General features: G+C 67.6%; 29 protein-coding genes. 17 read left to right on the top strand and 12 right to left on the bottom strand.

Going from position 1 to position 26,195, the window contains the following annotated elements; translation table 11 throughout:
* Positions 1–152 precede the first annotated feature (152 nt).
* The 9 genes from G3T14_RS14995 to G3T14_RS14955 all read left to right on the top strand — a co-directional run bounded on the left by G3T14_RS14995 (position 153) and on the right by G3T14_RS14955 (position 9,185).
* A complete protein-coding gene (locus G3T14_RS14995) occupies positions 153–950 on the top strand; it encodes a phosphoadenylyl-sulfate reductase (protein ID WP_163643345.1) in 798 nt (265 codons plus the stop codon).
* Positions 947–1,888, top strand: coding sequence for a sulfate adenylyltransferase subunit CysD (gene cysD / locus G3T14_RS14990; RefSeq protein WP_163643344.1), 942 nt, complete (start codon positions 947–949; stop codon positions 1,886–1,888). The genes G3T14_RS14995 and cysD overlap by 4 nt, the downstream gene beginning before the upstream one ends.
* A gap of 1 nt (position 1,889) precedes the next feature.
* A complete protein-coding gene (gene cysN, locus G3T14_RS14985) occupies positions 1,890–3,284 on the top strand; it encodes a sulfate adenylyltransferase subunit CysN (protein ID WP_163643343.1) in 1,395 nt (464 codons plus the stop codon).
* A gap of 177 nt (positions 3,285–3,461) precedes the next feature.
* The gene (locus G3T14_RS14980) at positions 3,462–4,151 is read left to right on the top strand and encodes a class I SAM-dependent methyltransferase (RefSeq protein ID WP_163643342.1); all 690 of its coding nucleotides are present in this window, start codon (positions 3,462–3,464) and stop codon (positions 4,149–4,151) included.
* Between the two features lie 79 nt (positions 4,152–4,230).
* A complete protein-coding gene (locus G3T14_RS14975; RefSeq protein WP_163643341.1) occupies positions 4,231–5,433 on the top strand; it encodes a pyridoxal phosphate-dependent aminotransferase in 1,203 nt (400 codons plus the stop codon).
* Positions 5,434–5,570: 137 nt separating this feature from the next.
* Positions 5,571–6,422: an NAD(P)-dependent oxidoreductase gene (locus G3T14_RS14970; RefSeq protein ID WP_163643340.1), complete on the top strand. Its 852-nt coding sequence runs from the start codon at positions 5,571–5,573 to the stop codon at positions 6,420–6,422.
* A gap of 402 nt (positions 6,423–6,824) precedes the next feature.
* Positions 6,825–7,106: a hypothetical protein gene (locus G3T14_RS14965; protein ID WP_163643339.1), complete on the top strand. Its 282-nt coding sequence runs from the start codon at positions 6,825–6,827 to the stop codon at positions 7,104–7,106.
* Positions 7,107–7,202: 96 nt separating this feature from the next.
* Positions 7,203–8,870, top strand: a complete 1,668-nt coding sequence (locus tag G3T14_RS14960) for a calcineurin-like phosphoesterase family protein (RefSeq protein ID WP_163643338.1) — start codon at positions 7,203–7,205, stop codon at positions 8,868–8,870.
* A gap of 96 nt (positions 8,871–8,966) precedes the next feature.
* A complete protein-coding gene (locus G3T14_RS14955) occupies positions 8,967–9,185 on the top strand; it encodes a hypothetical protein (protein ID WP_163643337.1) in 219 nt (72 codons plus the stop codon).
* Positions 9,186–9,192: 7 nt separating this feature from the next.
* Here the strand turns inward: G3T14_RS14955 and G3T14_RS14950 are convergent, their stop codons facing one another.
* Complete coding sequence (locus G3T14_RS14950; RefSeq protein ID WP_163643336.1) at positions 9,193–9,582, bottom strand: hypothetical protein; 390 nt, start codon at positions 9,580–9,582, stop codon at positions 9,193–9,195.
* A gap of 289 nt (positions 9,583–9,871) precedes the next feature.
* Between G3T14_RS14950 and G3T14_RS14945 the strand changes: the two genes are divergently transcribed.
* Both G3T14_RS14945 and G3T14_RS14940 read left to right on the top strand, forming a co-directional pair.
* Entirely contained in the window at positions 9,872–10,081 is a 210-nt protein-coding gene (locus G3T14_RS14945; RefSeq protein ID WP_026175704.1) for a cold-shock protein, read from the top strand.
* A gap of 182 nt (positions 10,082–10,263) precedes the next feature.
* Complete coding sequence (locus tag G3T14_RS14940) at positions 10,264–10,494, top strand: AsnC family transcriptional regulator (protein ID WP_163643335.1); 231 nt, start codon at positions 10,264–10,266, stop codon at positions 10,492–10,494.
* 450 nt (positions 10,495–10,944) lie between these two features.
* Here the strand turns inward: G3T14_RS14940 and G3T14_RS14935 are convergent, their stop codons facing one another.
* Entirely contained in the window at positions 10,945–11,772 is an 828-nt protein-coding gene (locus G3T14_RS14935; RefSeq protein ID WP_163643334.1) for a 3'(2'),5'-bisphosphate nucleotidase CysQ, read from the bottom strand.
* A gap of 366 nt (positions 11,773–12,138) precedes the next feature.
* Between G3T14_RS14935 and G3T14_RS14930 the strand changes: the two genes are divergently transcribed.
* A complete protein-coding gene (locus G3T14_RS14930; protein ID WP_163643382.1) occupies positions 12,139–12,606 on the top strand; it encodes a DUF6101 family protein in 468 nt (155 codons plus the stop codon).
* Positions 12,607–12,613: 7 nt separating this feature from the next.
* Here the strand turns inward: G3T14_RS14930 and ubiA are convergent, their stop codons facing one another.
* Both ubiA and G3T14_RS14920 read right to left on the bottom strand, forming a co-directional pair.
* On the bottom strand, positions 12,614–13,564 hold the full coding sequence (ubiA, locus tag G3T14_RS14925; RefSeq protein WP_163643333.1) for a 4-hydroxybenzoate octaprenyltransferase: 951 nt from the start codon (positions 13,562–13,564) through the stop codon (positions 12,614–12,616).
* Positions 13,565–13,621: 57 nt separating this feature from the next.
* Positions 13,622–14,089 carry a hypothetical protein gene (locus G3T14_RS14920; RefSeq protein WP_163643332.1) on the bottom strand — a complete coding sequence of 156 codons (468 nt, stop codon included), beginning with the start codon at positions 14,087–14,089 and terminating at the stop codon, positions 13,622–13,624.
* A 297-nt stretch (positions 14,090–14,386) separates the two neighbouring features.
* On the opposite strand from G3T14_RS14920, the gene G3T14_RS14915 reads away from it, so the two are divergent.
* From G3T14_RS14915 to G3T14_RS14895, 5 genes are all read left to right on the top strand, one after another.
* Entirely contained in the window at positions 14,387–15,139 is a 753-nt protein-coding gene (locus G3T14_RS14915) for a 16S rRNA (uracil(1498)-N(3))-methyltransferase (RefSeq protein ID WP_163643331.1), read from the top strand.
* Between the two features lie 126 nt (positions 15,140–15,265).
* Positions 15,266–16,633 (top strand): glutamate--cysteine ligase, encoded by a 1,368-nt coding sequence (locus G3T14_RS14910; RefSeq protein WP_163643330.1) that lies wholly within the window; start codon positions 15,266–15,268, stop codon positions 16,631–16,633.
* Between the two features lie 140 nt (positions 16,634–16,773).
* On the top strand, positions 16,774–17,223 hold the full coding sequence (locus G3T14_RS14905; protein WP_163643329.1) for a hypothetical protein: 450 nt from the start codon (positions 16,774–16,776) through the stop codon (positions 17,221–17,223).
* 60 nt (positions 17,224–17,283) lie between these two features.
* Positions 17,284–17,592: a sulfurtransferase TusA family protein gene (locus G3T14_RS14900; protein ID WP_163643381.1), complete on the top strand. Its 309-nt coding sequence runs from the start codon at positions 17,284–17,286 to the stop codon at positions 17,590–17,592.
* A 94-nt stretch (positions 17,593–17,686) separates the two neighbouring features.
* On the top strand, positions 17,687–18,259 hold the full coding sequence (locus G3T14_RS14895) for an NUDIX hydrolase (RefSeq protein ID WP_163643328.1): 573 nt from the start codon (positions 17,687–17,689) through the stop codon (positions 18,257–18,259).
* Positions 18,260–18,270: 11 nt separating this feature from the next.
* Here G3T14_RS14895 and G3T14_RS14890 read toward each other — a convergent pair whose 3' ends face one another.
* The 8 genes from G3T14_RS14890 to G3T14_RS25085 all read right to left on the bottom strand — a co-directional run bounded on the left by G3T14_RS14890 (position 18,271) and on the right by G3T14_RS25085 (position 26,105).
* Positions 18,271–19,134: a WecB/TagA/CpsF family glycosyltransferase gene (locus G3T14_RS14890; protein ID WP_163643327.1), complete on the bottom strand. Its 864-nt coding sequence runs from the start codon at positions 19,132–19,134 to the stop codon at positions 18,271–18,273.
* A 55-nt stretch (positions 19,135–19,189) separates the two neighbouring features.
* Positions 19,190–20,665: a GumC family protein gene (locus G3T14_RS14885; protein ID WP_163643326.1), complete on the bottom strand. Its 1,476-nt coding sequence runs from the start codon at positions 20,663–20,665 to the stop codon at positions 19,190–19,192.
* A 359-nt stretch (positions 20,666–21,024) separates the two neighbouring features.
* Positions 21,025–22,116 (bottom strand): glycosyltransferase, encoded by a 1,092-nt coding sequence (locus G3T14_RS14880; protein ID WP_163643325.1) that lies wholly within the window; start codon positions 22,114–22,116, stop codon positions 21,025–21,027.
* A complete protein-coding gene (locus G3T14_RS14875; protein WP_163643324.1) occupies positions 22,113–24,203 on the bottom strand; it encodes a glycosyltransferase in 2,091 nt (696 codons plus the stop codon). Before G3T14_RS14875 ends, G3T14_RS14880 begins: the two co-directional genes overlap by 4 nt.
* 288 nt (positions 24,204–24,491) lie before the next feature.
* Positions 24,492–25,004: a hypothetical protein gene (locus tag G3T14_RS14870; RefSeq protein ID WP_163643323.1), complete on the bottom strand. Its 513-nt coding sequence runs from the start codon at positions 25,002–25,004 to the stop codon at positions 24,492–24,494.
* Between the two features lie 170 nt (positions 25,005–25,174).
* On the bottom strand, positions 25,175–25,297 hold the full coding sequence (locus G3T14_RS25420; protein ID WP_281409816.1) for a hypothetical protein: 123 nt from the start codon (positions 25,295–25,297) through the stop codon (positions 25,175–25,177).
* 175 nt (positions 25,298–25,472) lie between these two features.
* Complete coding sequence (locus tag G3T14_RS14865; RefSeq protein WP_163643322.1) at positions 25,473–25,625, bottom strand: hypothetical protein; 153 nt, start codon at positions 25,623–25,625, stop codon at positions 25,473–25,475.
* Positions 25,626–25,631: 6 nt separating this feature from the next.
* Entirely contained in the window at positions 25,632–26,105 is a 474-nt protein-coding gene (locus G3T14_RS25085; protein ID WP_246733356.1) for a hypothetical protein, read from the bottom strand.
* Positions 26,106–26,195 lie beyond the last annotated feature (90 nt).

Below are 26,195 nucleotides of genomic sequence, written 5' to 3'. Positions count from 1 at the left end.
CCAGTCAGGCAACCGATCCGGGAAGCTGACCGTTGCCGGACCGCAGTGATCGCAGCACGGCAATGCCCTGTTGTGATGGCCGCCATGCCTTGACAGCGTTCGTTATAGCGAACATTTCAGGCGTCAGACAAGCAGGCATCGCGAAGTCGGTCATGACCTTTCAACTGGAACAGGCGGCACAGGATCTCAGCCGCGGCATGGCCGGGCTCGACCTGACGGGCCGCATCCGCCTGATCGAAGCCTCGATCCCCGGCCGGCTGGTCTTCACCACCAGCCTCGGCATCGAGGATCAGGCGCTCACCCATGCGCTCGCCATGGCCAAGGGGCGCACCGAGATCGTCACCCTCGATACCGGCCGGCTCTACCCCGAGACCTACGACACCTGGGCGGAGACCGAATCGGCCTATGGCATCCGGATCGGGGCCTACGCGCCCGAGCGGGAGGCCGAGGAGGACTTCGTGCGGAGCGAGGGCATCAACGGGTTTCGCCATTCGGTAGCCGCGCGGCAGGCCTGCTGCGGCTTTCGCAAGGTCGAGCCGCTCGGGCGGGCGCTCGACGGCGCCGCCGGATGGCTCACCGGCCTGCGTGCCGGGCAATCGGCCAACCGGGCCGATACGCCGCTCGCCGAAGCCGACCCGGCCCGCGGCCTGGTGAAGATCAATCCGCTCGCCGACTGGACCCGGGCCGACGTCGATCGGTTCGTGTCCGACAATTATATTCCCTACAACGTCCTGCATGATCGCGGCTTCCCCTCCATCGGTTGCGCGCCCTGCACCCGCGCCATCCGGGTGGGTGAGAGCGAGCGCGCCGGCCGCTGGTGGTGGGAGCAAGAATCCAAGAAGGAATGTGGTCTACATATCCATCGGCCGGAGGCGGACGTCGCCCCCGGTCGGGAGCCGGCCGCGTTCGAGACACCCACCCGCAACACTTCTCCGGAGATGGCCCGATGAGCGCCTCCCCCGCCGCCGCGATCGCGGCACACCGGCTCGAGCGCCTCACCCATCTGCAGCGTCTGGAGGCCGAGAGCATCCACATCATGCGGGAGACGGTCGCCGAGGCCGAGAACCCGGTGATGCTCTATTCCATCGGCAAGGATTCGTCGGTGCTTCTGCATCTGGCGCTGAAGGCGTTCGCCCCGGGGCGTCTGCCGTTCCCGCTGATGCACATCGACACGACCTGGAAGTTCAAGGAGATGATCGCGTTTCGCGATCAGCGCGCCAAGGAGCTCGGCCTCGACCTCATCGTCCACATCAACCAGGACGGTCTTGCCCGCGGCATCGGCCCGGTCACGCATGGGTCGGAAGTCCATACCGACGTGATGAAGACGCAAGGTCTGCGGCAGGCGCTCGACAAGCATAAGTTCGATGCGGCCTTCGGCGGCGCGCGTCGCGACGAGGAGGCGTCCCGCGCCAAGGAGCGCATCGTGTCGCTTCGCACCGCCCAGCATCGCTGGGACCCCAAGCGCCAGCGCGCCGAGCCCTGGCACGTCTACAACATGAAGAAGAAGCGCGGCGAATCCCTGCGGGTGTTCCCGCTCTCGAATTGGACCGAACTCGATATCTGGCTCTACATCGAGCAGGAGCAGATTCCGATCGTGCCGCTCTACTTCGCCAAGCCCCGGCCCGTGGTCGAACGCGAAGGCCAACTGATCCTGGTGGACGACGCGCGCCTGCCCCTGAATCCCGGCGAGATTCCCCAGACCCTGTCGGTGCGATTCCGGACGCTGGGCGACTATCCGCTCACCGGCGCGGTGGAGAGCGGTGCTGCGACCCTGCCCGAGATCATCGGCGAGACGCTGGCAGCCCGCACCTCGGAGCGGCAGGGCCGGGTGATCGACAAGGACGGCGCCGGCGCCATGGAGCGCAAGAAGCAGGAGGGCTATTTCTAAGATGACCATCCACCAATCGCCCGAGGCTTTCGGCTACGACACCTTCCTGGCGGCGCATCAGCGCAAGGAAGTCTTGCGCTTCATCACCTGCGGCTCCGTCGACGACGGCAAGTCGACGCTCATCGGCCGGCTACTGCACGACACCAAGCAGATCTTCGACGATCAGGTCACTGCCCTGCAGCGCGATTCGCGCAAGCACGGGACGCAAGGGGCGGAGATCGACCTCGCGCTCCTCGTCGACGGCCTCCAGGCCGAGCGCGAGCAGGGCATCACCATCGATGTCGCCTACCGGTTCTTCTCCACCGACAAGCGCTCGTTCATCGTCGCCGACACGCCCGGCCACGAGCAATACACCCGCAACATGGCGACCGGCGCCTCCACCGCCGACGTCGCCGTGATCCTGGTGGATGCCCGTCAGGGGCTGACCCGTCAGACCCGCCGCCATGCGCTCCTGGTGTCGCTGCTCGGCATCAAGCGCGTCGCGCTCGCCATCAACAAGATGGATCTGGTGGGCTGGTCGCAGACGAAGTTCGAGGCGATCACGCGCGATTTCCACGCCTTCGCCGCGCCGCTCGGCTTCGCCGAGGTCCGTGCGATCCCGCTCTCGGCCAAGAACGGCGACAACGTCGTGCTGCCCGGCGCGGCGGTGCCCTGGTACGACGGCACGCCGCTGCTTCAGTACCTCGAAGAGGTGCCGGTGCGCGTCGAGGAGCAGGCCGCTCCGTTCCGCATGGCCGTGCAATGGGTCAACCGGCCCAATTCCGAATTCCGCGGCTTTTCCGGCCTCATCGCCAGTGGCCGGGTCGCCCCCGGCGATGCCGTCGTCGTCGCTCCCTCCGGCCGCACCTCGACCATCGCCCGGATCTACACCGCCGACGGCGACCTGCCCCACGCGGTGGAGGGTCAATCGGTCACCCTGGTACTCGCCGACGAGGTCGATGCCTCGCGCGGGTCGGTGATCGCGGCGGCCGATGCGCCGATGCGGGTCACCGACACCCTCGACGCCCGCCTGTTCTGGGCCGCCGAGACCGAGCTGGCTCAGGGCACGACGCTGCTCGCCAAGATCGGCACCGTCACCGTCAACGCGGTGGTGAGCGCCATCCGCACCCGGATCGATCCGGAGACCGGCAAGGCCGAGCCGGTGGAACGGCTCGTGGCCAACGACATCGGCGACGTGGTGCTGACCCTCGACCGGGCGGTGCCGGTGGATGCCTACATCGCCAACCGCGATACGGGTGGCTTTATCCTGATCGACCGCGAGACCACCGACACGGCGGCGTTGGGCCTCGTCCAGGCGGTCCAGGCCACACCGGAGCCGACCGTCGCGGCACCTGCCGATTCCGAGCTGCCCAAGGCCGGCCTGCTCTCGGGGCTGAAGCGCCTCTTCGGCGGCTGAAGTCCGGCACCGACCTTCTCATCGATCCACGCCGCCGCACTCTCACGGGAGCGGCGGCGTTTTTACGCGGGGTGGTGACGCTGCCCGGTCCGCCGTGTCATCAGGCGCCCGCAGCGCGATCGGGCCGCATGCCGGGCGGCCCGTCGTATTCGGCGCAGAAGGGGTGATGTCGACGCCATGGCGAAATTTCACTTCGTCGAGGATTACGAGCGCTACGTCGCCGACCTGATCCGCGACCATCCCATCGACACCGCCATGAGCCTCGCGGTCGGCGGCTCCTACGACGCCGTCGGGGCGATCGAATGTGCGATCTTGCGCCATGCCGGCTTGATGCCCGGGCAGGCGGTGGTCGATCTCGGCTGCGGCAGCGGACGCCTCGCCGTCGCGCTGGCACGGGACCTCGACGTGTCCTATCTCGGCCTCGACGTGGTGCCGGCGCTCCTCGACTACGCCCGCACCAAGGCGCCGAAATCCTACAAGTTCGTGCTCAATCGCTCCCTGTCGCTGCCCCTCGAGGCGCGGTCGGTGGATGTGCTGTGCGCATTCAGCGTCTTCACCCACCTGCTGCACGCCGAGACCTACCTCTATCTCGAGGAGGCGCATCGCTGCCTGCGGCCCGGCGGCCGGGTGGTGATGTCGTTCCTCGAATTCGCGATGCCGCAGCATTGGCGCGTCTTCGAACAGACCGTGGCGACCCAGCGCGCCAGCACGGTTCCCCACCTCAACCAGTTCATCGAACGCAACCAGATCGTCGTCTGGGCCGAGCGCCTCGGTTACACGGGCGTCGACTTCATCGATGGCCACCTCGCCCCGTGGACGTCTGGCGAGCCGCTGGGGCAATCCCTCGCGATCCTGCGCAAGGACTGAGGCGGTCTCTTGCCCGGGTCCCGCACCGCGACTACGGTCCGCGCCGTCTCAAGAAATACCAAGCAACGGAGTATTCGAAATGGGCTTTCTGTCCGACGCCCTGTCCCGCGTGAAGCCGTCCGCGACCATCGCGATGACGCAGAAGGCGCGCGAGCTCAAAGCGCAGGGAATGGACGTCATCAGCCTCTCCGTCGGAGAGCCCGATTTCGATACGCCCGATCACATCAAGCAGGCCGCCGTCGAGGCGATCGCCCGCGGCGAGACCAAGTATCCGCCCGTCTCCGGCATCGTTCCCCTGCGCGAGGCCATCGCGAAGAAGTTCAAGCGCGAGAACGGCCTCGACTACAAGCCGAGCCAGACCATCGTCGGCACCGGCGGCAAGCAGGTGATCTACAACGCCCTGCTCGCCACCCTGAACCCCGGCGACGAGGTCGTGATCCCGCGTCCCTACTGGGTCTCCTACCCCGAGATGGTGATCCTGTGCGGCGGCACGCCGGTCTTCTGCGAGACCGACATGGAGCACGATTTCAAGCTGCAGCCGGAGGAGCTGGAGCGCGTCATCACGCCCAAGACCAAGTGGATCATCCTGAACTCGCCCTCGAACCCGTCGGGGGCGGCCTATGCGCGGGATGAGCTCAAGAAGATCACCGACGTGCTGATGCGCCATCCGCATGTCTGGGTGCTCACCGACGACATGTACGAGCACCTCTGCTACGGCGACTTCGAGTTCGTGACCCCGGCCCAGATCGAGCCCGGCCTCTACGAGCGCACGCTCACCATGAACGGCGTCTCCAAGGCCTACGCCATGACCGGCTGGCGCATCGGCTACGCCGCCGGCCCGGAGCACCTCATCAAGGCGATGGACTTCGTCCAGGGGCAGCAGACCTCCGGCGCTTCGACGATCTCGCAATGGGCGGCGGTGGCCGCCCTCGAGGGGACGCAGGCGCATCTGGCCCAGTTCCGCACGGCGTTCCACGAGCGCCGCGACCTCGTGGTCTCGATGCTGAACCAGACCAAGGGCCTCAAGTGCCCGACCCCCGAGGGCGCGTTCTACGTCTATCCGTCCTGCGCCGAGACCATCGGGCGCAAGACTCCCACCGGCAAGGTCATCGAGACCGACGAGGATTTCGTGCTGGAACTGCTGCAGGCGGAAGGCGTCGCCGCCGTCCACGGGTCGGCCTTCGGCCTCGGTCCGAACCTGCGCATCTCCTACGCCACCTCGAACACCGCCCTCGAGGAGGCCTGCAACCGCATCCAGCGCTTCTGCGGCTCGCTGACCTGAGACCCAGCCGGCGAGCCCGACAGGCTCGCCACTTTGCCTCTCGCCACTCGCCTCGCCCCATTGCATCATGACGACCGCGTCGCCGGCCTCCCGAAGCCGCGGCGCGGTCGTTCTGGTTTCGAGAGGGAGCAGGTCCCGTGACGACGATCGCCATCCTTGCCGCCGGCGCCATGGGCAGCGCCATCGCGGCGCGCCTCACCGAACACGGCGCACGGGTTCTCACCACACTGGAGGGCCGCAGCCCGGCGACCCGTGCCCGCGCCGTCGCGGCCGGCATGGAGGACGCGGACGACGCGGCCGTTGCGCATGCCGACCTCATCCTCTCCATCGTTCCGCCGGCCGATGCCGCGGATTTGGCCCGGCGCCTGGCCCCGGCCCTGACGGCGGCCATGCGCAAGCCGGTCTATGTCGATTGCAATGCGGTCAACGTCGAGACCGTGCGGGAGATCGCGGCCCTGATCGCCCCGACGGGCGCGGCCTTCCTCGACGCCGCGATCATCGGCCCGCCGCCCAAGTCCGGTGCCGCCGGCCCGCATCTCCACGTCTCGGGCGATGCCCCGGAGGCGATGCTGCCGCTGCGCGATCTCGGCCTCGACATCCGCACCATGACGGGCGGCATCGGTGCCGCCTCCGCGCTCAAGATGTCCTATGCGGGGATCAACAAGGGGCTCACCGCGCTGGCCGCCCTGATGGTGCTGGCCGCCGACCGGGCCGGGGCCGGCCCCGCCCTGCTGGCGGAACTCGCGGAGAAGGAGCCCGAACTTTTGGCACGCTTCGGCCGGGTTCTGCCCGATATGGTGCCGAAGGCCTATCGCTGGGTCGCCGAGATGGGGGAGATCGCCGGCTTCCTCGGCGACGACGCGGCCGGTCGGCAGGTTTTTGCCGGGGCCGCCGACCTTTTCGCCCGTCTCGCGTCGGACGGTGGTGCGGACGAGATCGCCGCCTTGCGGGCCTTCGCCACTGCGAGCGGCGCGTCGCTGCGGCGATGACGCGGCCCAAGCCCGTTGCCGGCTCACGCGCGGGCGCCTACATCGGCGGTCCCCGGCGCCGATGCGTTCGATGGTTTCGCGAACCCGCTCGGGCTTTGCATGGCGATGGGGTCTGTCGTGACGGGACGGTGCGGACCAGTTCTCTGCGCCGGTCCTGTGAGGCCTAGTGGGCCGGGTCGCGACAGGTGTGTCACGCGCGCGGGGAACAGGAACCGTCGCCGTGGCGCAAGGCCCACTTGAATAGGATCGCCCCGAGGCCGCGCGCGGTTCGGCCGCGCGCCGCGTCGTTCCGGGACGCAGCTTCGGGGCGTCCCGTTTCGCTTCGTTAAGGACATTGGCCGAGGATGCCACGAGGCCGGGGAACCGGTCGCGTTCCAGCGCATAGTCTCGGGCCTGACCATCATGCGACGCCTTCTCACGGGCGGGATCAAGGCGATCCTCGCCATCGCCGCACTCTCCACCGCTGCCCATTGGGCGATGCGCGTCCAGCGCGAGCCGTCCACCCTGGAACGCGTCGCAGCCACGCATTCCGATCCCGTCACCACGGGGTCGATCGAGCCGCGCAAGCCGAGCCTCGCCGTCGAAGACGTCACCCGCGGCCTCGACCAGCGCCGGTTGTCGGAGCTGATGGCCGGCGCCGTCCCCGAGAAGCCGAAGGTCCAGAAGGCGGTCGCCAAGCGCTGAGGTCTTCGATCGCGGAGACAGCCCGAGAGTCCATTGTCATGGGTTGGTCGCCGGCTTCTGGTTCGGTCGCAACGACCGACCACCGGAGAACCGGCCATGACCGACCAACCGATCCTGAATCGCCGTGAGACCCTCGCCGGCGCCGCCGCCCTCGCCCTGGCGGGGTCGCCGGCCTCGGCGCAACCCGCCGCCGCCGAGCAGGCCGTCGGCCTCGTCTACGAGACGACGGATGCGGGCGCGCGGCGCGGCATTCCCGACATCCTGGTCTCGAACGGCCGCGAGGTGGCGCGCACCGACGCCCAAGGGCGCTACGGCCTGCCGGTGGCCGACGGCGACGCCGTCTTCGTGATCAAACCGACTGGCTATGCCCTGCCGCGCGACGCCGACAACATCCCGCGTTTCTCCTACATCCACCAGCCGAACGGCACGCCGCCGGAACTCGGGCTGCGCTATCGCGGCCTCGATCCCACCGGCACATTGCCGGCCTCCCTCGATTTCCACCTGATTGCGGCGCCGGAACCCGACGCCTTCGACGTGATCCTGTTCACCGACACCCAGCCGGAGAGCCCGGTCGAGCTCGGCCATGTCCGCGACACCGCCGTCACGCGGGTTCTGGGCACCGGCGCCGCCTTCGGGATGACCACCGGCGACATCCTGTTCGACGACCTGTCGTTCTACGGCCGCTACAACCGCATCATCGGCCGGGTCGGGGTGCCGTGGTTCCATCTCGGCGGCAACCACGATCTCAATTTCGAGGGACCCGACGCGCGCTACAGCCGCGAGACCTTCAAGCGGATCTACGGCGCGCCGTACTATGCCTTCCATCATGGACGCGCCCTGTTCCTGATGCTCGACAACGTCCACTATCTCGGTGCCGCCTCGGGCACGGGCGGCATCGGCCGCTACGAAGGCCGCATCGGCCCGCGCCAGCTCGACTTCGTGAAGGCGGTGCTGGCGCAGACCCCGCGCGACCGGCTCGTGGTCGTGGCGATGCACATCCCGCTCGTCACCGACATCGATTCCAACGATCCGCGCCAGAACACCACCGACCGCGACGCGCTGATCGCCCTCCTCGACGGCCGCCGCGTCCTGAGTCTGGCCGGGCACACCCACACCACCGAGCACCATTACCTGCGCGGCGCGGGTTCAGGCGAAGGCGAGGGTGAAGAGCGCCACCATCATCACGTGCTGACCGCCGTGTCGGGCTCGTGGTGGAGCGGGCCGGGCGTCCGCACCGGGATCCCGAGCGCCGACAGCCGCGACGGGACGCCCAACGGCTTCCACGTCCTGTCCATCGACGGTGACCGCTACACGACCCGGTATCGCTCGGCGCAAGGCGAGCCGGACGAGGGCATGCGGATCATGCTGGAGAGCCAGTTCCGCGGCGGCGCCGGCGAGGTTCTGCGCGAGGTCCGGCCGATGCAGACGCTGCGGTCACCGGTCCCTCAGGACAGCATCGGCGCCACCGACCTCGTGGTGAACGTGTTCGATGGCGGACCGAGGACGCGCGTGCGGTATCGGATCGATGGCGGCGACGCGGTCGCGATGACGCGGACGCGCCGCACCGATCCCTTCGTCGCCGAACTGTTCCTGCGCTATCCGGAGACGAAGAAGCCCTGGGTCAAGGCCGAGCCGTCGAGCCACATCTGGACCGCGCGCCTGAGCCGGACCATCGGCGCCGGCACGCACCGGATCAGCGTGGAGGTGCAGGACGAATACGGGCGCCCGCTGCAGTCCGATCTCGTCCTGGAAGTCACCGCCTGACGGCGCACGCCGAGGCGGGACACCCGCAGCCGTCCCGGAACTCCTCCGGTGGCGTGCGGGTTGGGTCGACATATCCCGCCATGACGGAGAGTCAGAATGGCCAGTCCCGGCCTACCGATCCCTGAACCATTGCCCGGCGGAATCCCGGGCGATCTGCCGATGCCGCCGCCGCCCGACGAATCCCCGGATATCGGTCCGACCGGTCCGCGCACGCCCTATCCGGTGAACGACCCCGGTATCGGCGAACCCGCCGGTCCCGGCTCCGAGCCGGACTATCTGCCCGGTGGTCCCACCGATCCGGGCGTCCGGATGTGAATCCGGCTCAGTGATCGCCGTGCGACGCGCGGATATCACGGGGCGCCCCCAGGATTTCGGAGAGGCTCGTCACCACGTGGCGGGCCTCTTCGTCCGTCAGGCGCAACTGGAACGGCGGCAGCGCGCCCGCCTGGAGCGCGACCACCGCCTGCCCCTGCTCGTCGGTCCCGACCTCGATTGCCGAGGACGTGACGTCGAGCATCGCGATGTCCTCGGCGCCGATGTCTTCCGGGAGGTCGGGGTCGTCGGGTTCGTCGATGGCGGTGAGCAATTGCCCGACGGCGCGCACCAGAGCGCGGGCGGCGCGCGCGTCCATCACGACCGCCGTCGCCTGGTCGTCCTTCTGGAACGAGAGTTGAATATTCGCGCCTTCGAGGGAAACCGAGATGCCCGCCATGAATCGCCTAACTGCCTGGAACCGAACCCTTATATGGAAGGCTGAGCAGGTTGAACACAGGGGCGTTCGGCATTCGGGAGACGGGCGCCACCGCGTCGTTCGGCCCCAACGCCTTGTTGCCGCCGCATGATGACGCTACATGACAGTCAGCGGGTATCGGTAAGACGAGAGCTTGTTTGAACGAGCGCCTCACGTACCGCTGATTCCGTCAGGCCCACCGAAGAGGATCCGCTGCCTGCATCGTGAAGATGTAAGTTGTTGATCGACGAACGATACGAGGATCTATTTCGTGAATACCGGCACTGTTAAGTGGTTCAACGAGACCAAGGGCTACGGCTTCATCCAGCCTGACGACGGCGGCAAGGACGTGTTCGTCCACATCTCCGCGGTCGAGCGCGCTGGCATGCGCAATCTCATCGAAGGTCAGAAGGTCTCTTACGAGATCCAGACCGACAAGCGCAGCGGCAAGGACTCGGCTGGTAACCTCCAGGCGGCCTGATGCTCCCGGCGCCAGCCTCCGGGCTGGCGTCACCAAACGGTCGTCTGACCGTCCAACGTGATCGAACGACGTCCTTCCGGGAGGAATGGACCGCGTACAATCACACTCCTGCAACACATATCGACGATACCGGACCCACAGGGTCCCGCACATCCAAGACATCGAAAGCTTAAAAGAAAAATATGTTGTTCGAATACACCCGGCGCCGCGGCGTCCGGTCGCCCGTCACTGACGCGACGACCTTCAAGGTGGACCGTCTCAAGAAGGCCGCGACGCGCGGCGACAAGACCGTCGACCTCAGCCATCTCATCGACACCTCCTACAATTATCACTCGCCCCGCGAACTCCGCTGGCATCTGGCCGACCGTTTCGGTGTGGCCCTGTCCGCCGTGGACCTGCGCGAGCACGCCTGATCGAAGGCTTGAGGCCGCGTCGCCATGACGATGGCCGGCGCTGAGGCCCGGAGCGGGCTCGATCCTTCTTGATCAGATCGAAACGGTCCCATCCAACACCTCAGGACGAGGTGGAGGTATCCGGCGCATTTCGACCCGATCGGGCGCAAAGCGTATGATCCCGTCTCCGCTCGATTCCTTCGGTCATTGGCAACCACGGGTCCCCTCTCCTGGAAGGAGAGGGATAGGGAGAGGTGTGTGACCTCTTCGGAGAATTCACGACCCTCACCCCAACCCTCTCCCAAACGGGAGAGGGAGGCTGTGGCGCCTGGGCCAATCGAGGTCATCAACCGGAATCCGTATGATCCCGTCTTCGCCTGATCTCTTCGAGTTTTTGTAAGCGAAGGCTCCCTCTTCTTTATGGAGAGGGAGCAGGGCGCGATTCTGAAACCCGATCAAAGCTTCCAAAAATCAGCCGCGCGCCAGTGCGTCCACCACCTCAGTCCTGAGCCCGTTCGACATCGCGATCAGCGCGCCGTGGACGGGGTCCGGGCGGTTGTAGGTCGTGGGCTGTCCCGACGGATCGCTCACCGAGCCTCCGGCTTCGCGCAGGATCAGGTCGGCGCCGGCGAGATCCCAGTCCCGCGCATCCGACGACACCAGCCCGACATCGATCGTGCCATCCGCCACGCGGGCGACCCGTAGGGCCAGCGATGGTACGCGCGGGACGGCGACGAAGCCCGGCTGCACGCGGTCGCGCGCTCCCCCACGGGCGAGCGTGTCCATCATCGGCTTGGGGCCGGTCACCCGCGCCCCGTCCAGGCCGGCCTGCGCCGAGACCGTGATCGCCTGCCCGTCGCGGGTGGCGCCGAAGCCCGCCACAGCCTCGTAGAAATGCCCGCTCACCGGCGCGTAGACGAAGCCGATCAACGGCTGATCGCGCCACAGCAGCGCCACCGCGATCGACCAGTCGGGATGACCCGAGAGGAACGCCCGCGTGCCGTCGATGGGATCGACGATCCAGACCAGATCGGCCCCGAGCCGCACCGCGTCGTCGCTCGTCTCTTCAGAAAGCCAGGCGGCGGCCGGCAGCAGGGCGCTGAGGCGGATCTTCAGGAAGGTGTCCACGGCGACGTCGGCTTCCGTCACGGGCGATCCGCCGGCCTTCGACCAGATCCGCGCCTTTGTCGGCTCGCCCGCACGAAACAACGGCAAGGCGAGGGAGGCGGCCTCGCGAATCGCCTCGCGCAGGGCGGGAACGAGGGCGTGTGCGGCTTCCGGTGACATCGTGTCGGACATGCGTCTCCAAGCGGATCTGGCGGTGTGTGTGCGTGAAAGGCCTGGGGGCAGGAAAGGCCTTCGGGGGTAGGAAAGGCCTGGGGGCAGGGCGCGGCGAGGCGACGATGCGATGGCCTGTCCGTTGTAGGGTGCCGACCTGACCATCACAAGGATTCGCTACGCAGAGGTCGATACGCGGGAATGTCGAGGATCGCCGCAAGGAAGTGTTGAGCATTCCGCAGGCTTACCCCGCGTCCATATTTGCTTAACGCTCACTCTTAAGGTCGCTTGAGGAGATTAGACGCAATTCTGCTTGTCATAGACGGACGGTCCGACAGAGGCCGTTGCCTCCCACAGGGTGCCCAGGCGATGAACACTTTCGCAAACATGAATGGTCTTCACGATGAGGCGGCCGCACCGCGCTTCGTCGCCGCCCGCCTGCCCGTCATCGGTCGCTCCGCTGCCGTTCCGCCGGCCGGGATCGCGCTGTCGTTCTCGGAAGACGATTCCGACCGAAGCGGCGAGGACCGGTTCGATCTCCTCCTGGTGGATGCCGACGGTGCGGTGATCACCCGTCTCGGTCCGTTCTGCGAAGACGAGGTCGTCGCTCTGTGGCGGGACGTCTCCGCCAAGTCCGGCCTGCCGCGGATGATCGTCAAGGAGGACGGCGTGCTCGCCCCGGTGTCGCGCCAGTTGGGTCCGGTGGCCCTGGGCCTCACCCGCACCCGCCGCCGTCACGGCCTCCTGAGCGGCCGCCGGCCACGCTTCCTCGTGCGTCGCAAGACCGGCACCCTGCCGGTGCGTCCGCTGATCCATCGCGGCGAGAACGAGATCGCCTGCGGCGGCGTGTGCTGAGCCGTCATTAACGCAGGAAATGTTGCACGCTTGCGTCAAGCGTCAGACCCGCAAACAGGATCAGACCCGCATCCCGGTTCGACCGGAACAGGCCCAGCGCCCCGCGCCCGTCCCGCGTCTCCAGCCGGACAACCTGCCGCCCGAGATGGCCGGCAAAGAGCGCCACGCCGAAGGCCCCCACCACGCCAGCCCCTGCCTTCCAGGCGGCAAGCGCCACCAGGATCGCCGATGCCGCGTAGCAGAGCCCGACGGCGGCCTTGAGGCCACGTCCGAAGGTTCGTGCCGACGAGCGAATGCCGGCGATTTCGTCGTCCTCGATATCCTGCACCGCGTAGATCGTGTCGTAGCCGACCACCCAGGCGATGGTGCCCGCATAGAGCAGGTAGGCCGGCGCATCGAGCCGTCCGAACACCGCGACCCACCCCATCAAGGCGCCCCAGGCGAAGGCGAGGCCGAGCACCGCCTGCGGCATCGGCATGATTCGCTTCATGAACGGGTAGATCGCCACCGGCACCAGCGAGGCGATACCGACCAGGATGGCGGTTCCGTTGAATTGCAGCAGCACGCAGAGGCCGACGCCGGTCTGCGCCAGCAGGAACAGCGCGGCGTGCCGCGCGCGCACCTGCCCCGAAGGCAGGGGACGGGAGCGCGTGCGCTCCACCTGCGCGTCGAGGTCGCGGTCGGCGATATCGTTGTAGGTCGAGCCGGCACCGCGCATCGCCACCGCGCCGATCAGGAACAGCACCAGGTGAAGCGGGTTGGGGAACGCCGCATCGGTGGCGATGGCCGCGAGCGCCGCCGACCACCAGCACGGCAGCAGCAGCAGCCACCATCCGATCGGGCGATCGATCCGCGCGAGGCGCAGGTAGGGTCGCGCCCATCGGGGCGCGAGGGTGTCGACCCAATGCCCGGCCACCGCATCGGCGACGCGGCGATCCTCGGGTGCGGGCGTGCTCACGCCCGGCACGGAACGCGGATGATCGTCGTGAGTCTCAAGCCACCGAGTCGCAAGAGATCAGAGCGCGCCCTGGGGCATCTTGAGGCTGCCGGTGAGGCCGGGGCCGCCGAGCAGGCCACCGCCACCGCCGCCGTTCTGCGCCTGGGACTTGGCCTGGGCTTCCATCTTCGAGGCCTGGGCGGCGATCCCGCAGATCTTGGTGCGGATGCCCGAGACCTTGTTGTGATCGGCCTTGAAGCCTTCGGCGAACGAATCGGGGATCGAGCACCATTCCTTGTTGGCGGTGATCCACTTGATGCCCTCGACGCCGTTGCTCTGGAGCTTACCGAACAGCGCGCAGGCTTCCTGCGGAGTCATCTTCTTCTTGGAGTTCGAGGCCGAGTTCGCCTTGGCCACGAGGTCCTTGCGCGATTGCAGGGTCTTCTGGATCTCGCCGCACTCGGCGCTCTGGGCAAAGGCCGGAGCCGCCACGAGGGTGGCGCCGGCGAAGGCGACGGCCGCCGCTGCGATGGTCTTGAACGACATGCCTTGAGACTCCCTTTCCCCGGCCCCGCTCCGGGGACCGCGCCGACCCAGCGTCGTCGGCTGGCCGGCCGATTCGGTCGCAGGGTGACCCGTGACCGACGACCCTCGCCGCTACCGAACTGCGCGAAACGTTGCTCGGGCAGGTTTCGCCATAGGAATGTGGCGTCTTTCGAGCCGCAAACCGTTCTGGCCGATCGCAAGTGGGTAATCTGTCCAATGTCGGTGGCCGTTGCACGCTAGCAACACTGGCCGGGCGGCGACGGTTGACAGGATTTCGAGGCCACGCGACCACCGCGCATGGCCGCCTACGATTTCATCGCTCCCCGTCTCTTCGTCGAACCCGACCTGTCTGCCGGCGGGACGCTGCCCCTCGATCGGGCGCAGGCGAACTATCTGCTCAACGTGCTGCGGCGTGGGCCAGCCGACCCAGTCCTGGTGTTCAACGGACGCGACGGCGAGTGGCGGGCCGAGATCGTACAGAGCGGCCGCAAGAGCGCCGACCTCGTTGTGCGCGAGCGCACACGACCGCAGCCGCTGCGCTCCGACCTGCATTACCTGTTCGCGCCATTGAAGAGTGCGCGGCTCGACTACATGGCGCAGAAGGCCGTGGAGATGGGCGCCGGCACCCTCCGTCCGGTCTTCACGCGGTACACCCAGGGCGATCGCATCAACGCGGATCGCCTGCGCGCCAATGCCATCGAGGCGGCCGAGCAATGCGGCATCCTTACCATCCCCGAGACGCCCGAAGCCACACGTCTGCCGGCGGCGCTCGCCGATCTCAACCCTTTGCGCCTGCTCGTCTTCTGCGACGAGGATGCTGCCGTGTCCGACCCTGTCGCGGCCCTGCGCGGGGCGGCCGATCCGGCCACTCCGCCGCCGCTCGCTGTGCTCGTGGGACCGGAGGGCGGGTTCTCTGCGGAGGAGCGGGCGATGATCGCGGCGAGGCCGAACACGGTGGCCCTGTCGCTCGGTCCGCGCATCCTGCGGGCCGACACCGCCGCCGTCGCGGTGCTCACTTTGGTCCAGGCGGTGCTCGGCGACGCACGCTGAGGCGAGGCGCCACGTCCGTTGTTCGCCCTTGCCTGCTGGCTTAAGGAGGCGACTTCCCGACAGGGGCTCCACCATCGCGGTCCGGTGCGCCTCTCATCCGAACGACTTTCACGACGAGGCCAGCGCATGGCGCGCGATACGTCCGACACGACGCCGCTCACGACGCGGGACGAGCTCATCGCGTGGTTCGCGGAGGGCGAGAAACCGCGTTCGCGCTTCGCGATCGGCACCGAACACGAGAAGGTGCCGTTCTACCGGGACGGCAACCGTCCGGTCCCCTATGTGGGTGAGGCCGGTATCCGCGCCCTGCTCGAGGGTCTCGCCCGCGAGACGGGCTGGGAAGCGATCGAGGATGCCGGTCATCTCATCGGGCTCGCTGGCGCCGAGGGCGGGGCGATTTCGCTGGAGCCCGGTGGACAGTTCGAGCTGTCGGGCGCGCCGCTCGCCGACGTGCATGGGACCGCCGCCGAGTTGAAAACCCATCTCGCGGCGACGGCCCGGGCCGCCGATCCCCTCGGTATCGGCTTCCTCGATCTCGGCATGAGTCCGAAATGGACGCGGGAAGAGACACCCGTGATGCCGAAGAGCCGCTACAAGATCATGGCCGGTTACATGCCGAAGGTCGGGACGCTGGGCCTTGACATGATGCTGCGCACCGCCACCGTCCAGGTGAACCTCGACTTCTCGTCCGAGGCCGACATGGTGGCCAAGATGCGCGTCGCCCTGGCGCTGCAGCCAGTCGCCACCGCCCTCTTCGCCAACTCGCCCTTCACCGACGGACGCCCCAATGGTTTCCTGTCGCGCCGTTCCGAGATCTGGCGCGACACCGATCCCGACCGTACCGGCATGCTGCCGCGCGCGTTCGAACCGGGCTTTGGCTACGAATCTTACGTCGACTGGCTCCTTGATATGCCGATGTATTTCGTCAAGCGCGGCGAGACCTATCACGACGTCTCCGGTGCCTCGTTCCGCGACCTCATGGACGGCAGACTCGCGGCGTTGCCGGGCGAGCGCGCCACGGTGTCGGATTGGGTCAACCACGCCTCCACCGCCTTTCCGGAAGTACGGCTCAAGCGCTTCCTCGAAATGCGCGGCGCCGATGTCGGCGGCCCGGCAATGATCGCGGCACAAGCCGCGTTCTGGGTCGGCCTGCTCTATGACGACGCGTCGCTCGCCGCTGCCTGGGACATCGCCAAGGCTTGGAACGCCTGCGACCGAGAGGCCCTGCGCGCCACGGTTCCTCGTCTCGGGCTCGCCGCGCGTATCGCCGGGCGTCCTCTCGGCGCGGTGGCAGCCGAGGCGCTCGCCGTGTCGCGGGCCGGTCTTGCGGCGCGTGGGCGCCGGGATGGGCACGGGCGCGACGAGACCCAGTATCTCCAGCCCTTGGAGGCCATCGTCGCCGCTGGCCGATCGCATGCCGAGGACCGTCTCGCCGATTACGAGGGAGCCTGGCAGCGTTCGGTGGAGCCCGCCTTCTCACGGTGCGTCTTCTGAGGCGGGTGGAGGATTACGCAAGATCGCACAGCCGTGCTTGAGCGCACTTGGCCTCCGTGCTTGACTGTTGCGTTCTCGGAACGGTTCGCCAACTTTGCCGTTCCTAAGGGTCTACGCCCTTCTTGATGGAGAACGCTCGCATGTCGCGCATCCTGACTCTCGCCCTTGCCGGCACCACCGCCATCGGCCTGACGGCCGGTTCGTTCACGGCCGCGCAAGCCGCGCCGATGCCGGCCCTCAACGCTGTGCAGGTCGGCGGCGGACATGCTGCCGTGGAGAACGTCCGGTATCGCGGCGGCTACGGGGGTGGCTACGGCTACCGTCGATATGGCGGCGGCTACGGCCGCGGCTATTACGGCGGTTACCGCCGCGGCCCGGGTGTCGGTGGTGCGCTTGCCGCTGGTGCGGCCCTCGGCATCATCGGAGGTGCCATCGCCGCCAGCCAAGCTCCGCGCTACGGCTACTATGATCGCGGCTATGCCGGCGCCGGATATGGCGCCTATGGGTACGCCCCGTCCTACGGTTACGCCGCTCCGGCATATGGCTACGCGCCGGCCTACGGTTACGGCTACCCGGCCTACGGCTACTGAGCGGACGTAACACGCGGGTGCTCACTGGGAGCACCCGGCAATTTGAAAGAAATCCCGCCTATGGCCACGTGCCATGCGCGGGATTTTTTTGTGAACGGGCCGGCTTCGAGAGGGACATCACTTTTGGATGCAGCCGAAAAACCCGTCGAACTCGACCTAACCGGCCTGAAATGCCCGCTGCCGGTCCTGCGGACGCGAAAGGCCTTGCGGAGGCTCGACCCGGGAGAGCTCCTCGTGGTGGTGTGCACCGATCCGCTTGCGGCCATCGATATCCCACATCTCGTCCGAGAGGAGGGTGATGCTCTGGTCGCTCAGGACCGAGCGGGCACCGCCATGCGTTTCACGATCCGCCGCTCCAGACTGCGCTGAGCGCATCCGTCCGCCTCATTGATGCACCACCCCCCTGCTAGGGCGCATCCGGTCTCGGCCGGTCGTCTTGGATCGGTCCACTGGGGAGAACAGTATGGCGCCGATCATTCGCGGCACCCGAATCCTGCACGATGGCTGGAGCCGCTTCCTCGTCGCCGAGGTGACGATGCCGGACGGAACGCGTCTCGCGCGCGAGATCGAGGATCACGGACGGGCCGTCGCGGTGCTGCCCTACGATCCGGTGCGCCGGGTCGCACTCCTGGTCGAGCAGTTCCGGCCGCCGGCCTTCTATGCGGCCGGAGCCTTGTCGCTCCTCGAAGCGCCGGCCGGCTTGCTCGACGAAGCCGATCCGGAGGAGGGCGCGCGTCGCGAAGCCTACGAGGAAACCGGCGTCAAGCTCGGTATCCTGGAGCGCGTCACCTGTGGCTGGAGCATGCCGGGGATTTCCACCGAGCAGATGGATCTGTTTCTCGCGCCCTACGCCGAAGCTGATCGATCCGGCCCGGGTGGCGGTGTCGCCGCCGAGCACGAGGACATCACCGTGCGCGAGATCCCTCTAGCCGAACTTGCCGCATCGAGCGAGAGCGGCGACCTCACCGACATGAAGACCTTGCTCCTGGTCTTCGCCCTTCGGCTGCGCCATCCGGAACTGTTCGACCGGGGGTAACTGGGGTCCGATCAGGATTTCTGCTGCACGCGCTCGATGGTCGGGTGCACGTCGCGCGTGACGCGCCGTGTACCGCGCGGCGATTGCTTCGCCACGAGCCAAAGGAACTTCCACGACCGGACGAAGTAGCGGTGGAACAGGCGCCGCGGTGCGTGCGCGAAGCGGAAGAGCCATTCGAATCCGATGCGCTGCATCAGCACCGGGGCGCGCGGTGCCAATCCAGCCGCGACGTTGACCGCGTCGCCGACGGCCAGGACGATGGGCGCCCCGAGGGCGGGACCTAGCCGGTCGACCCAGATTTCCGATCGCGGCGCTCCCACGCCAAGGACGAGAAGCGTCGTCTCGTGCGCCCGCACCTGCGCGGCAAGGGCGCGGCCATAGACCTCGTCTTGCTCAAAGCCGATGGGCGGGACGGTGGTGGCGACGGCCGAGGCCGGAAACCCGCCGGCGACGACCCGTGCGGTGAGGGCCTCGGCGATCTCCTCGGTGGCGCAGATGAAATAGACCCTGCGCGCCGCGCTCCATGGCTCGCACAGTGCGGTGGCCAGAAGATCGTGCCCGGTGACGCGCCGTGCTCCGCGTTCCCCGCGCAGCCATGCGAGCCAGAGCAACGGCATCCCGTCGAGGGTGCGTGCCGCGGCCCCGTCATAGGCTTTCCGGAACGCCGGATTTTCGGACAGCGTGATGACGTGGTCCATGTTGGCGGTGACCACGAGGCGCGGACCCGTGGCGGGATGCGCTCGAGCCGCTGCCAGGATGTCGGCGGCACTTCCCCGCGTGAACGAGACGTCGAACAGGCGGATGCTGGTGCGCGGGATGGAACGCTGGCGCTCTCCCTCTTGGTCGGGTGGCATGGGTAGAGGACGTTGCGTCATGGCATCCTGCCTCTCATCCGAATGATCGTCCGTCGTCCGAGCGTTCCTCCGGAGATCAAGCATCGACGGCTCGGAAGCTGCGCGCACCGGAGGCGGTCCCGGTCACGGACAAGCTCCTGCGCCGGTCGCGGCCTGCCCCGAGCAACAGGGCAAGTCCTGCGCCCAACGCAAGCCCGAGGGCAAGCGCGAGAGGCAGCACGACCTTGGGAGAGGGCGGCCATGTGCGCAGCCGGGCCGGGGTCGCAGACGAAATGACGCGGACGTTGGAGCTGTTGAGCCGCTCCTGCTCGCTGGTCTCGCGCGAGCGGCGCAGGAACGTCTCGTAGACCGACCGCCGGGCCTCGAGTTCGCGATCGAGTTCCCGCAGTCCGACATTGGCGCGATCGTTGCCGGCCGTCTCGACCTTGGCCCGATCGAGGCTGCGACGCACCGCGGCTTCGCTCGCGGCGGCCCGATCGAAATCCTTCTGCGAGGTGTCGATGATCCGCTCCTTTTCACGCTGGATCAGGCGCTGGAGGTCGCGCTGCTGGGCATATTGCTCGGCCATGGCCGGGTGGCGCTCGCCGAGGCGCGCCGCCAGTTCGGCGGTGTTGCGCGACAGGGTGGCGTATTGCTGGCGCAGGCCCTGCATTTCGAGGGATTGCAGCATCTCGGGGAGCGCCGTCCCGGCCTCGCCGAGGCGCATCCGCCGGGCCTGTTCGAGACGCGACTTCGCCTCGGCGGTCCGGATGTTGGCGGTCACGAGTTGCTGGTTGAGGTCGCTCAGCTGCTGGTCGCTGAGGAGTCGGCCGCTTGTGGTGACGAGCTTGTTGGTCTCGCGGTAATTCACGACCTTGCGTTCGGCCTCTTCCACGCCCTGGCGCAGGGTGGCGAGGCGACCGGTGAGGGCGTCGGAGGCGCGCCGAGCGGCATCGGTGCGCGCACGGGCTTCCTCTGCGAAATACGCGTCCCCGATGGCATTGGCGATGCGCGCCGATTTCTCCGCGTCCTCGGTCTGAACGTAGACGTCGATCACGAAGGTCCGCTCGGCCCGGCGCACGCCTAGCTTCATGCGCAACGCGTCGAGGGCGATGTTGACGGGATCGCGGTTTCCGCCCGGCGCTTCGAGGCCAAGGGTCTTCCTCAGCGTGATCATGATCGGATTGGTCGAGGGCGGCCGGACGAATTCGTCGTCCTGCATGAGGTCGAGCCGCTCGACGACCCGGCGCAGCACGCTGTCCGATTGCACAACGCGCGCCTGGCTCTCGGCGATGGACACGCCGCTATCCGCCTGTGGGCTGCGGTTGCTGAGGTCGTTGGCGATGACCGGCAGGTCGGCGGGATCGACGAGGATCTGGATGCTCGAGGTGTAGGTCGGCTTCAGCAGGTTGAGCACGACGATGGCGAGCCCCACGCTGATCAAGCCGCCCAGGATGATGAAGGCGCTGCCGCGCCACAGGCGGCGCAGGACGATGCCCGCATCCATGGAAGGCTTCGCATGGCCCGCGATCATCACCGGTTCGCCATGGACCGGGCTCCCGAAGTCGAACATCTGTCTCGTCCCCAGACCTACTTGCCGCCAAGGCGATGTCGCCCCGTCATCGTCCCGTTCTGCAACGGCACCTGTGCCGATCCGGCACGGTTCGCCCCGTCGACGTCACGAACAGCAGACCATCTGCAGCCGGCGTGCCATCCAAAGTCGACCATCTCACGCATCAGTCTTCATCGATACTTAAGCATAGAGGCGACTTTTTCGATCGACTATGTACCGTAGCAAGAGAGTACTTTCGACCCGACGCTTTCCTGCGGTGTCTATCGAAAAATATCTGTGCAGAACCGGCGCTAGAGTCGGGGCAGCGTCGCTGGCCGCCGTCGTGGCAGGCGAGCCGGCTCCACGTCGTCCAATGGGTCCTAAGGAGCGATTACAGCTTCGGGGTCATCCGCATAGGCGGCAGGTCCATCGCTGAGGAAGCGGCGGAAGCGTGCTGCATCCTGTGCCGCGAGGCCATTCCAGCGCGCGACGTTGGCCCGGGAAGCCTGCGACGCGGGTCCGAGCCGCCCGCATCCGACGAAGGCGATCAGGTCCGCTGCCGCCGCCTCGGGCGCCTCGGGCGTGATGAACAGGGCGGATTGCCCCAGCACCTCCGCGAAGACCGGTCCGATGGGGGCCACCACCGGCAGCCCGCCATGCTGCACCTCGAGGAGAGGCAGGCCGAGTCCTTCCGCTTTGGAGGTCGACAACAGGAGATGGCAGCGGCCGACCAGAGCGCGCAGGCCGGAATCGTCGACATAGCCGTGTAGGGTCAGGAAGGATGGCGGCGCGGCCAGAAAGTCGTGCCGACCCCAGCCGACCCGGCCGACCACGTGCAGTTCGGCCGGAACCCCCGCGGCATTGAGCGCTGCCACGAGGGCGATGGCCGCCGGGTAATCCTTGCGCGGCTCGATGGTCCCGATGGACAACAGCCGTAGCGGCTCCCCCGGCATGTAGGTCGCTGGCTCTGGGAGGTCCGCAAGACCGAACACATCGCGCACCGCAGGGCGCAGGAGCGCAACTAGCGCGGACGACGCGCAGACGGCCCGGACGGCCTCGCCGGTGGTGCGAGAATTGACGAGGAATCGCTGCCCGAATCGCATGGCGAAGGCGAAGCTCGGAGCCATGTAGAGCCGGCTCTTCCAGCTCAGGTCCGCCGGCCGCGTCAGCAGGAAGGTGTCGTGGACGTAGATGAGGCACCGCTGTCCAAGCGCAACGGAGAGCGGCCCCGGCGGGAAGCCCGGAAACACGAACAAGGCCGACGGATCGGCGAGCGCACGGGTGGGCAGCCCGAGATGCTGGGCCGCGATCATGTGTGGCACGCTCCTGCTGCGCAGGGGGCGGACCGTATGAGGTCGCAACGCTTCGGGGGCGAACAGATCGAGAGCGACCCGCTCGATGCCGGTGATGTGGCCGCGCAGATGGGTATGGTCGACGTAGATCCGGCGCGGCGTCCGAGGGGGCGTGCTCATCGGCGCATCCCCTTCACGCGCCCGGTGATACGGATCGCCACGTAAAGGACGCGGCGCAGCCAGAGCGGTTGGCCCCGTCCGAGCGCAGCCTGCTTGGCGCGCCGCACCAGCCGCACCAGGGACGGCGACGGTGCCGGTACGGTGCCGGTGCGACCGGGATGGCGCTCCTTGGCGAAAGCGAAGCGCGCAAGCATCTCCGGGAGGAACCGGATGCGGTCTTGGGCCGGAACGAGGCCGCGTGCGGCGAGCACGTCCTGCATCCGCATCGCCGCCGCCGCGTGGCTGAATCGGCTCTCGAGGGCGATCCGGCCCCAGGCTCCGAGGGCGCGCCGACGCTCCGGATCGGCGATCAGGGCCGCGAGCGCGTCGGCCAGAGTGTCCGGCCCGATGGGAACGAGAACGCCCGACACACCGTCGATCACCGCGTTGGTCAGACCGGAAGCGCGGTAGGCGACAGTCGGCGTCCCGCACAGGCCGGCCTCGACGGGGGTCTGGCCGAGGGTCTCGTTGCGGCTGGCGGTAATGTAGAGGTCGCAGGCGCCGTACCATTGCGCCAGGGTCGCTTCGTCACCCACCGGTCCGGCGCAGATCAGGTTCGACAGCCCGGTGGCCGCCGGGTCGTCGAGGCGACCGACGGCGACGAAGGTGATGCCCGGCCGCGCGACCCGCTTCAGCGTCGCTACCAGATCCGCGAAACCCTTGCCGGGGGCGTCGGCGATCACCGCAGCGAACATCACCAGCACGTCACGCGCCGGCAATCCGAGGCGATTTCGCAAGTCCGCCCTATCACCTGGGCGAAACACGCCCGTGGGGAAGGCGAGGTCGATCCGCTCGATCGCCGTGCCGGGCGGGGCGAGCCGTCGCGCGAAGTCTGCGGTCCAGGCGGAATTGGCCAGCAGCAGTGGCGCGCCGGGACCGGCCAGGAGCGCTTGCTTGGCGGTGTAGGCGGCGGCGATCCGGTTGGGCGCGAGCTGCGGGTACTGCGTCGGGGAGGGGCAGCGGGCGTCACAGCCGGTGGCGATGACGGCGCACTCCGCGGGAAAGGCGCAGCGCCCGGTAACGGGGAAGAAATCGTGCAACACCGCCGCCACAGGTGCGTAGCGGCCGAGCTGTGCCAAGACCTCCGTTCGCCGGGTGACCCCGTGGATGTTCCCCGCCAGTACCAAGCCGTAGGCGCCGTCGCGAACCGCGTCTCGGGTCCGCGGGAAGTCATCGGTCCATTCGGCCGCTGCCGGTATGGCTTCTGCGTCCAGACGCAGATCGGTGATCGCGTGGCCGGCGAGCGCAAGCGCGTCGGCGAGGCGGCGATGTGCGATGCCGGCTCCACCGCCATAGCCCCGGTCCGTCACTGCCGCCACCGTGAGGCCGCCCGCGATCGGGCCTGGATCGGCTCCCGGCGCCCTCTGCAGAAGGACGGGCCGTCCGATCCGCGCAAGACGGGCGCCCGTAGCGGCGAGATGCGGCCAAGCCGCCGCGACCGCGTGTTCGCCCGGGTCTTCGAGGCCGCCGGCGTCGACCAGACTCGTGCGCGCAATCAGGATTTCGCCGCCGGTGAAGGGGGCCAATGTCCCCCCGGATGGGACCGAACCCGCTATCTTTCCGGGCGCCTGCCCGATGGCATCGAGGCCGATCACGTGTCGGTCGAACACCACGCGCAGCCCGGCCACGAGATCGGCGCCACTCATCACCGCCTCCAGGCAGAGAGCCGCGAGTGCGCCCGGCGCCAGGAGGTCGCCGGCGCGCAGGACAATGAGGTAATCGAGCGTCGGATCGGCCAATACGGTCGTGACGATCTCCTGTCGGATCGCCTGACCAGCCGCCCCAGATGGCAGCGCTGCGTATCGCGATTCCGGATATCCCTGGGCTGCCACCGATGCCGCGCTGGTAGAGAGATTGGCGTCGTCCCCGCCGGGGACGATCAGCACCAGAACCTGCGGCCAGGGACGGCCGTCCGGAAGGGCGTCGGGGCGCATATCGGCAGGCCAAGCCTGCGTAGCGAACGGCCAAGCGGCGACGCCGTGAGCGTCCTCGCTATCGTCGGTTCCTGCATCGGGTGGCGGACCGGACGCTATGCGCCTGTCGATCATTCCGGGCTGTCCATCTGGAATCCATGCGGCGGACCGGGCCGGAGGACGGGACGCCGACACACTTGCACCCGCACCATCGCGCGCGAGTGTTGATGCTTCCGTAAGCAGGCGACCTAGTACGGGCCGCGCATGGCGGTGCCGGCAGCAGACTTGTACGGTCGAGGCACGTCGATGCGGGATGTAGCTCAGTTCCGGCGGTCTATTCGGACATCGAACGGAACCGGCGAGCACGAGCGTCGCGGCGGCCCGAGACGTCGCGACGACGAGGCCCGCTCCCGTCCCTGTCGGCTACGATTCGCTGAATATCCAGCGTGGCGCGTCGACGGATGCAGCCGGCGATCGATCGGACGAGGCTCCGCTGTTCTTGATGGCGCCGTCGATCTTGTCACCTAGCTCCGCCTTCGACGCCTCGGCCGTGGCAAATTCCAGGGTGTCCGTCTGCCCGCAGGTCGGGCACTTCACGGTGCGATCTCCCACATCCGCTTCGACGATCTCGGCCTCGATGCTGTGCGACCCGCATTGGATGGTGCGATCCGGCTGATGTCCCATCCGTCGACTCTCCTCAAGCGTCTCAAACGTGTCGTTCATCGACCTTAGCAATGAATGGACCGACCCGAACGATGCGCGCGCAGGACTGGGAATGCGCTGACGCCCGCCACCGGTGCTTGGGTGGGCACCTTCGGTTTGTTCGCGGTGCCAGCCGCTATCGGCACTGTTCGCGATGCTGTTGGCGTCCGCTCTCGCTATGACCCTGTGTTCCGAACCCACGGCCGCGACAAGCGCGGGAGAAAGTTCGCCCATTCAGAATTTGAACCTCGGACGCGGGAGAGGTCCTGTCGCGAAGCGGACCGGCCAACGGCGGGCCATCCGTGAATCGCCGAAATTTTCGGTAGGGGACAGTCACCATGGCATTTGAATCGCCGATCACATGATCGAGAGCCTCGATTGCCTCTGTGTTCGATCCAGTCCGGTCAGATAGCAAAGCCCCGCCACCGAAACCCAACGATGAGAAGACCGAAGACGAGCACGAACAGGATGTAATACTTCAGACCGAAGATCCGCCTCGTCCACCAGATACCCCTCGGGGTCATCATGAAACCTTTCCTGCTTTCGAGCCCGGAAAAGCCGGCCCGTATCATCAAGAGAAATCTATCACGGGTCGCGAATTCTGACGCGCTCCCGTTCCGGCAAAACAGGCTGTCATGCCGTTGCTAAGCTCCAGCGCCATTCGACCGATACACGGACATGCGATTGGGATTGGAGGCCCTGCTACCGCAAGCGATGCCAGGGGGCGAACGCCACCGTCGTGCCGAGCGCCAGCGCCGTTAGAAGCCAGGGATGATCATACGCGATGGCGTAGACGACCAAGCCGACGAAGCCGGCGGCGATGGCGCACATCAGGGCGAGGACGGAGAGGTTCACGAACGGTCAGCCCCTGTCGGGTCGCGCCTGCAGGATTGCGGCACGGACGAAGGGGCGTTTGAGCAGCGGGCCGGCACCGCTTCGATTGACGAACTCATTGGCACCGGGGTGTCGCCTGATGGCCTTGCCGAGATTGAGCCGATAGCCCTCCTTGAAGACGAACGGCAACGCCATCGGATCGGCCATGAAGGCTTCGATCGCCGCGTTCACCTCGACGTCGGAGATGAGGTTCAATTCGCACAAGGCGAGGATCGTCAGCTTTTCGGTCATGCCCGATGGATAGGCCGGTCTGGCGTCGTTTCGCAACGGGGCCATGATTCCCAGGCTTGCCGCACCGGCATCCAAGGCGACCGTTTCGCCTCCCCATGTCCCTTGAGCCGCGGGGTCGGCCGGTGACGATAAAAGCCTCGCGGATGTGCTCTGAACGCGAAAGAGCCCGGCCTTTCGGCCGGGCTCTCTGGGTGTCGCGGTCTCGAACATCTGGCCCGATGGCGCCCGGTATGGGGCGCCGGTCGGGTCCTAGTACGTGCCGAACTTGTAGTTCAGGCCGGCGCGGACGACGGCGAACTC

Source organism: Methylobacterium sp. BTF04, assembly GCF_010692745.1.
Lineage (GTDB): Bacteria > Pseudomonadota > Alphaproteobacteria > Rhizobiales > Beijerinckiaceae > Methylobacterium.
The sequence above is the reverse complement of the archived record's forward strand: the minus strand, read 5'-3'. Positions and strand labels throughout refer to the sequence as shown.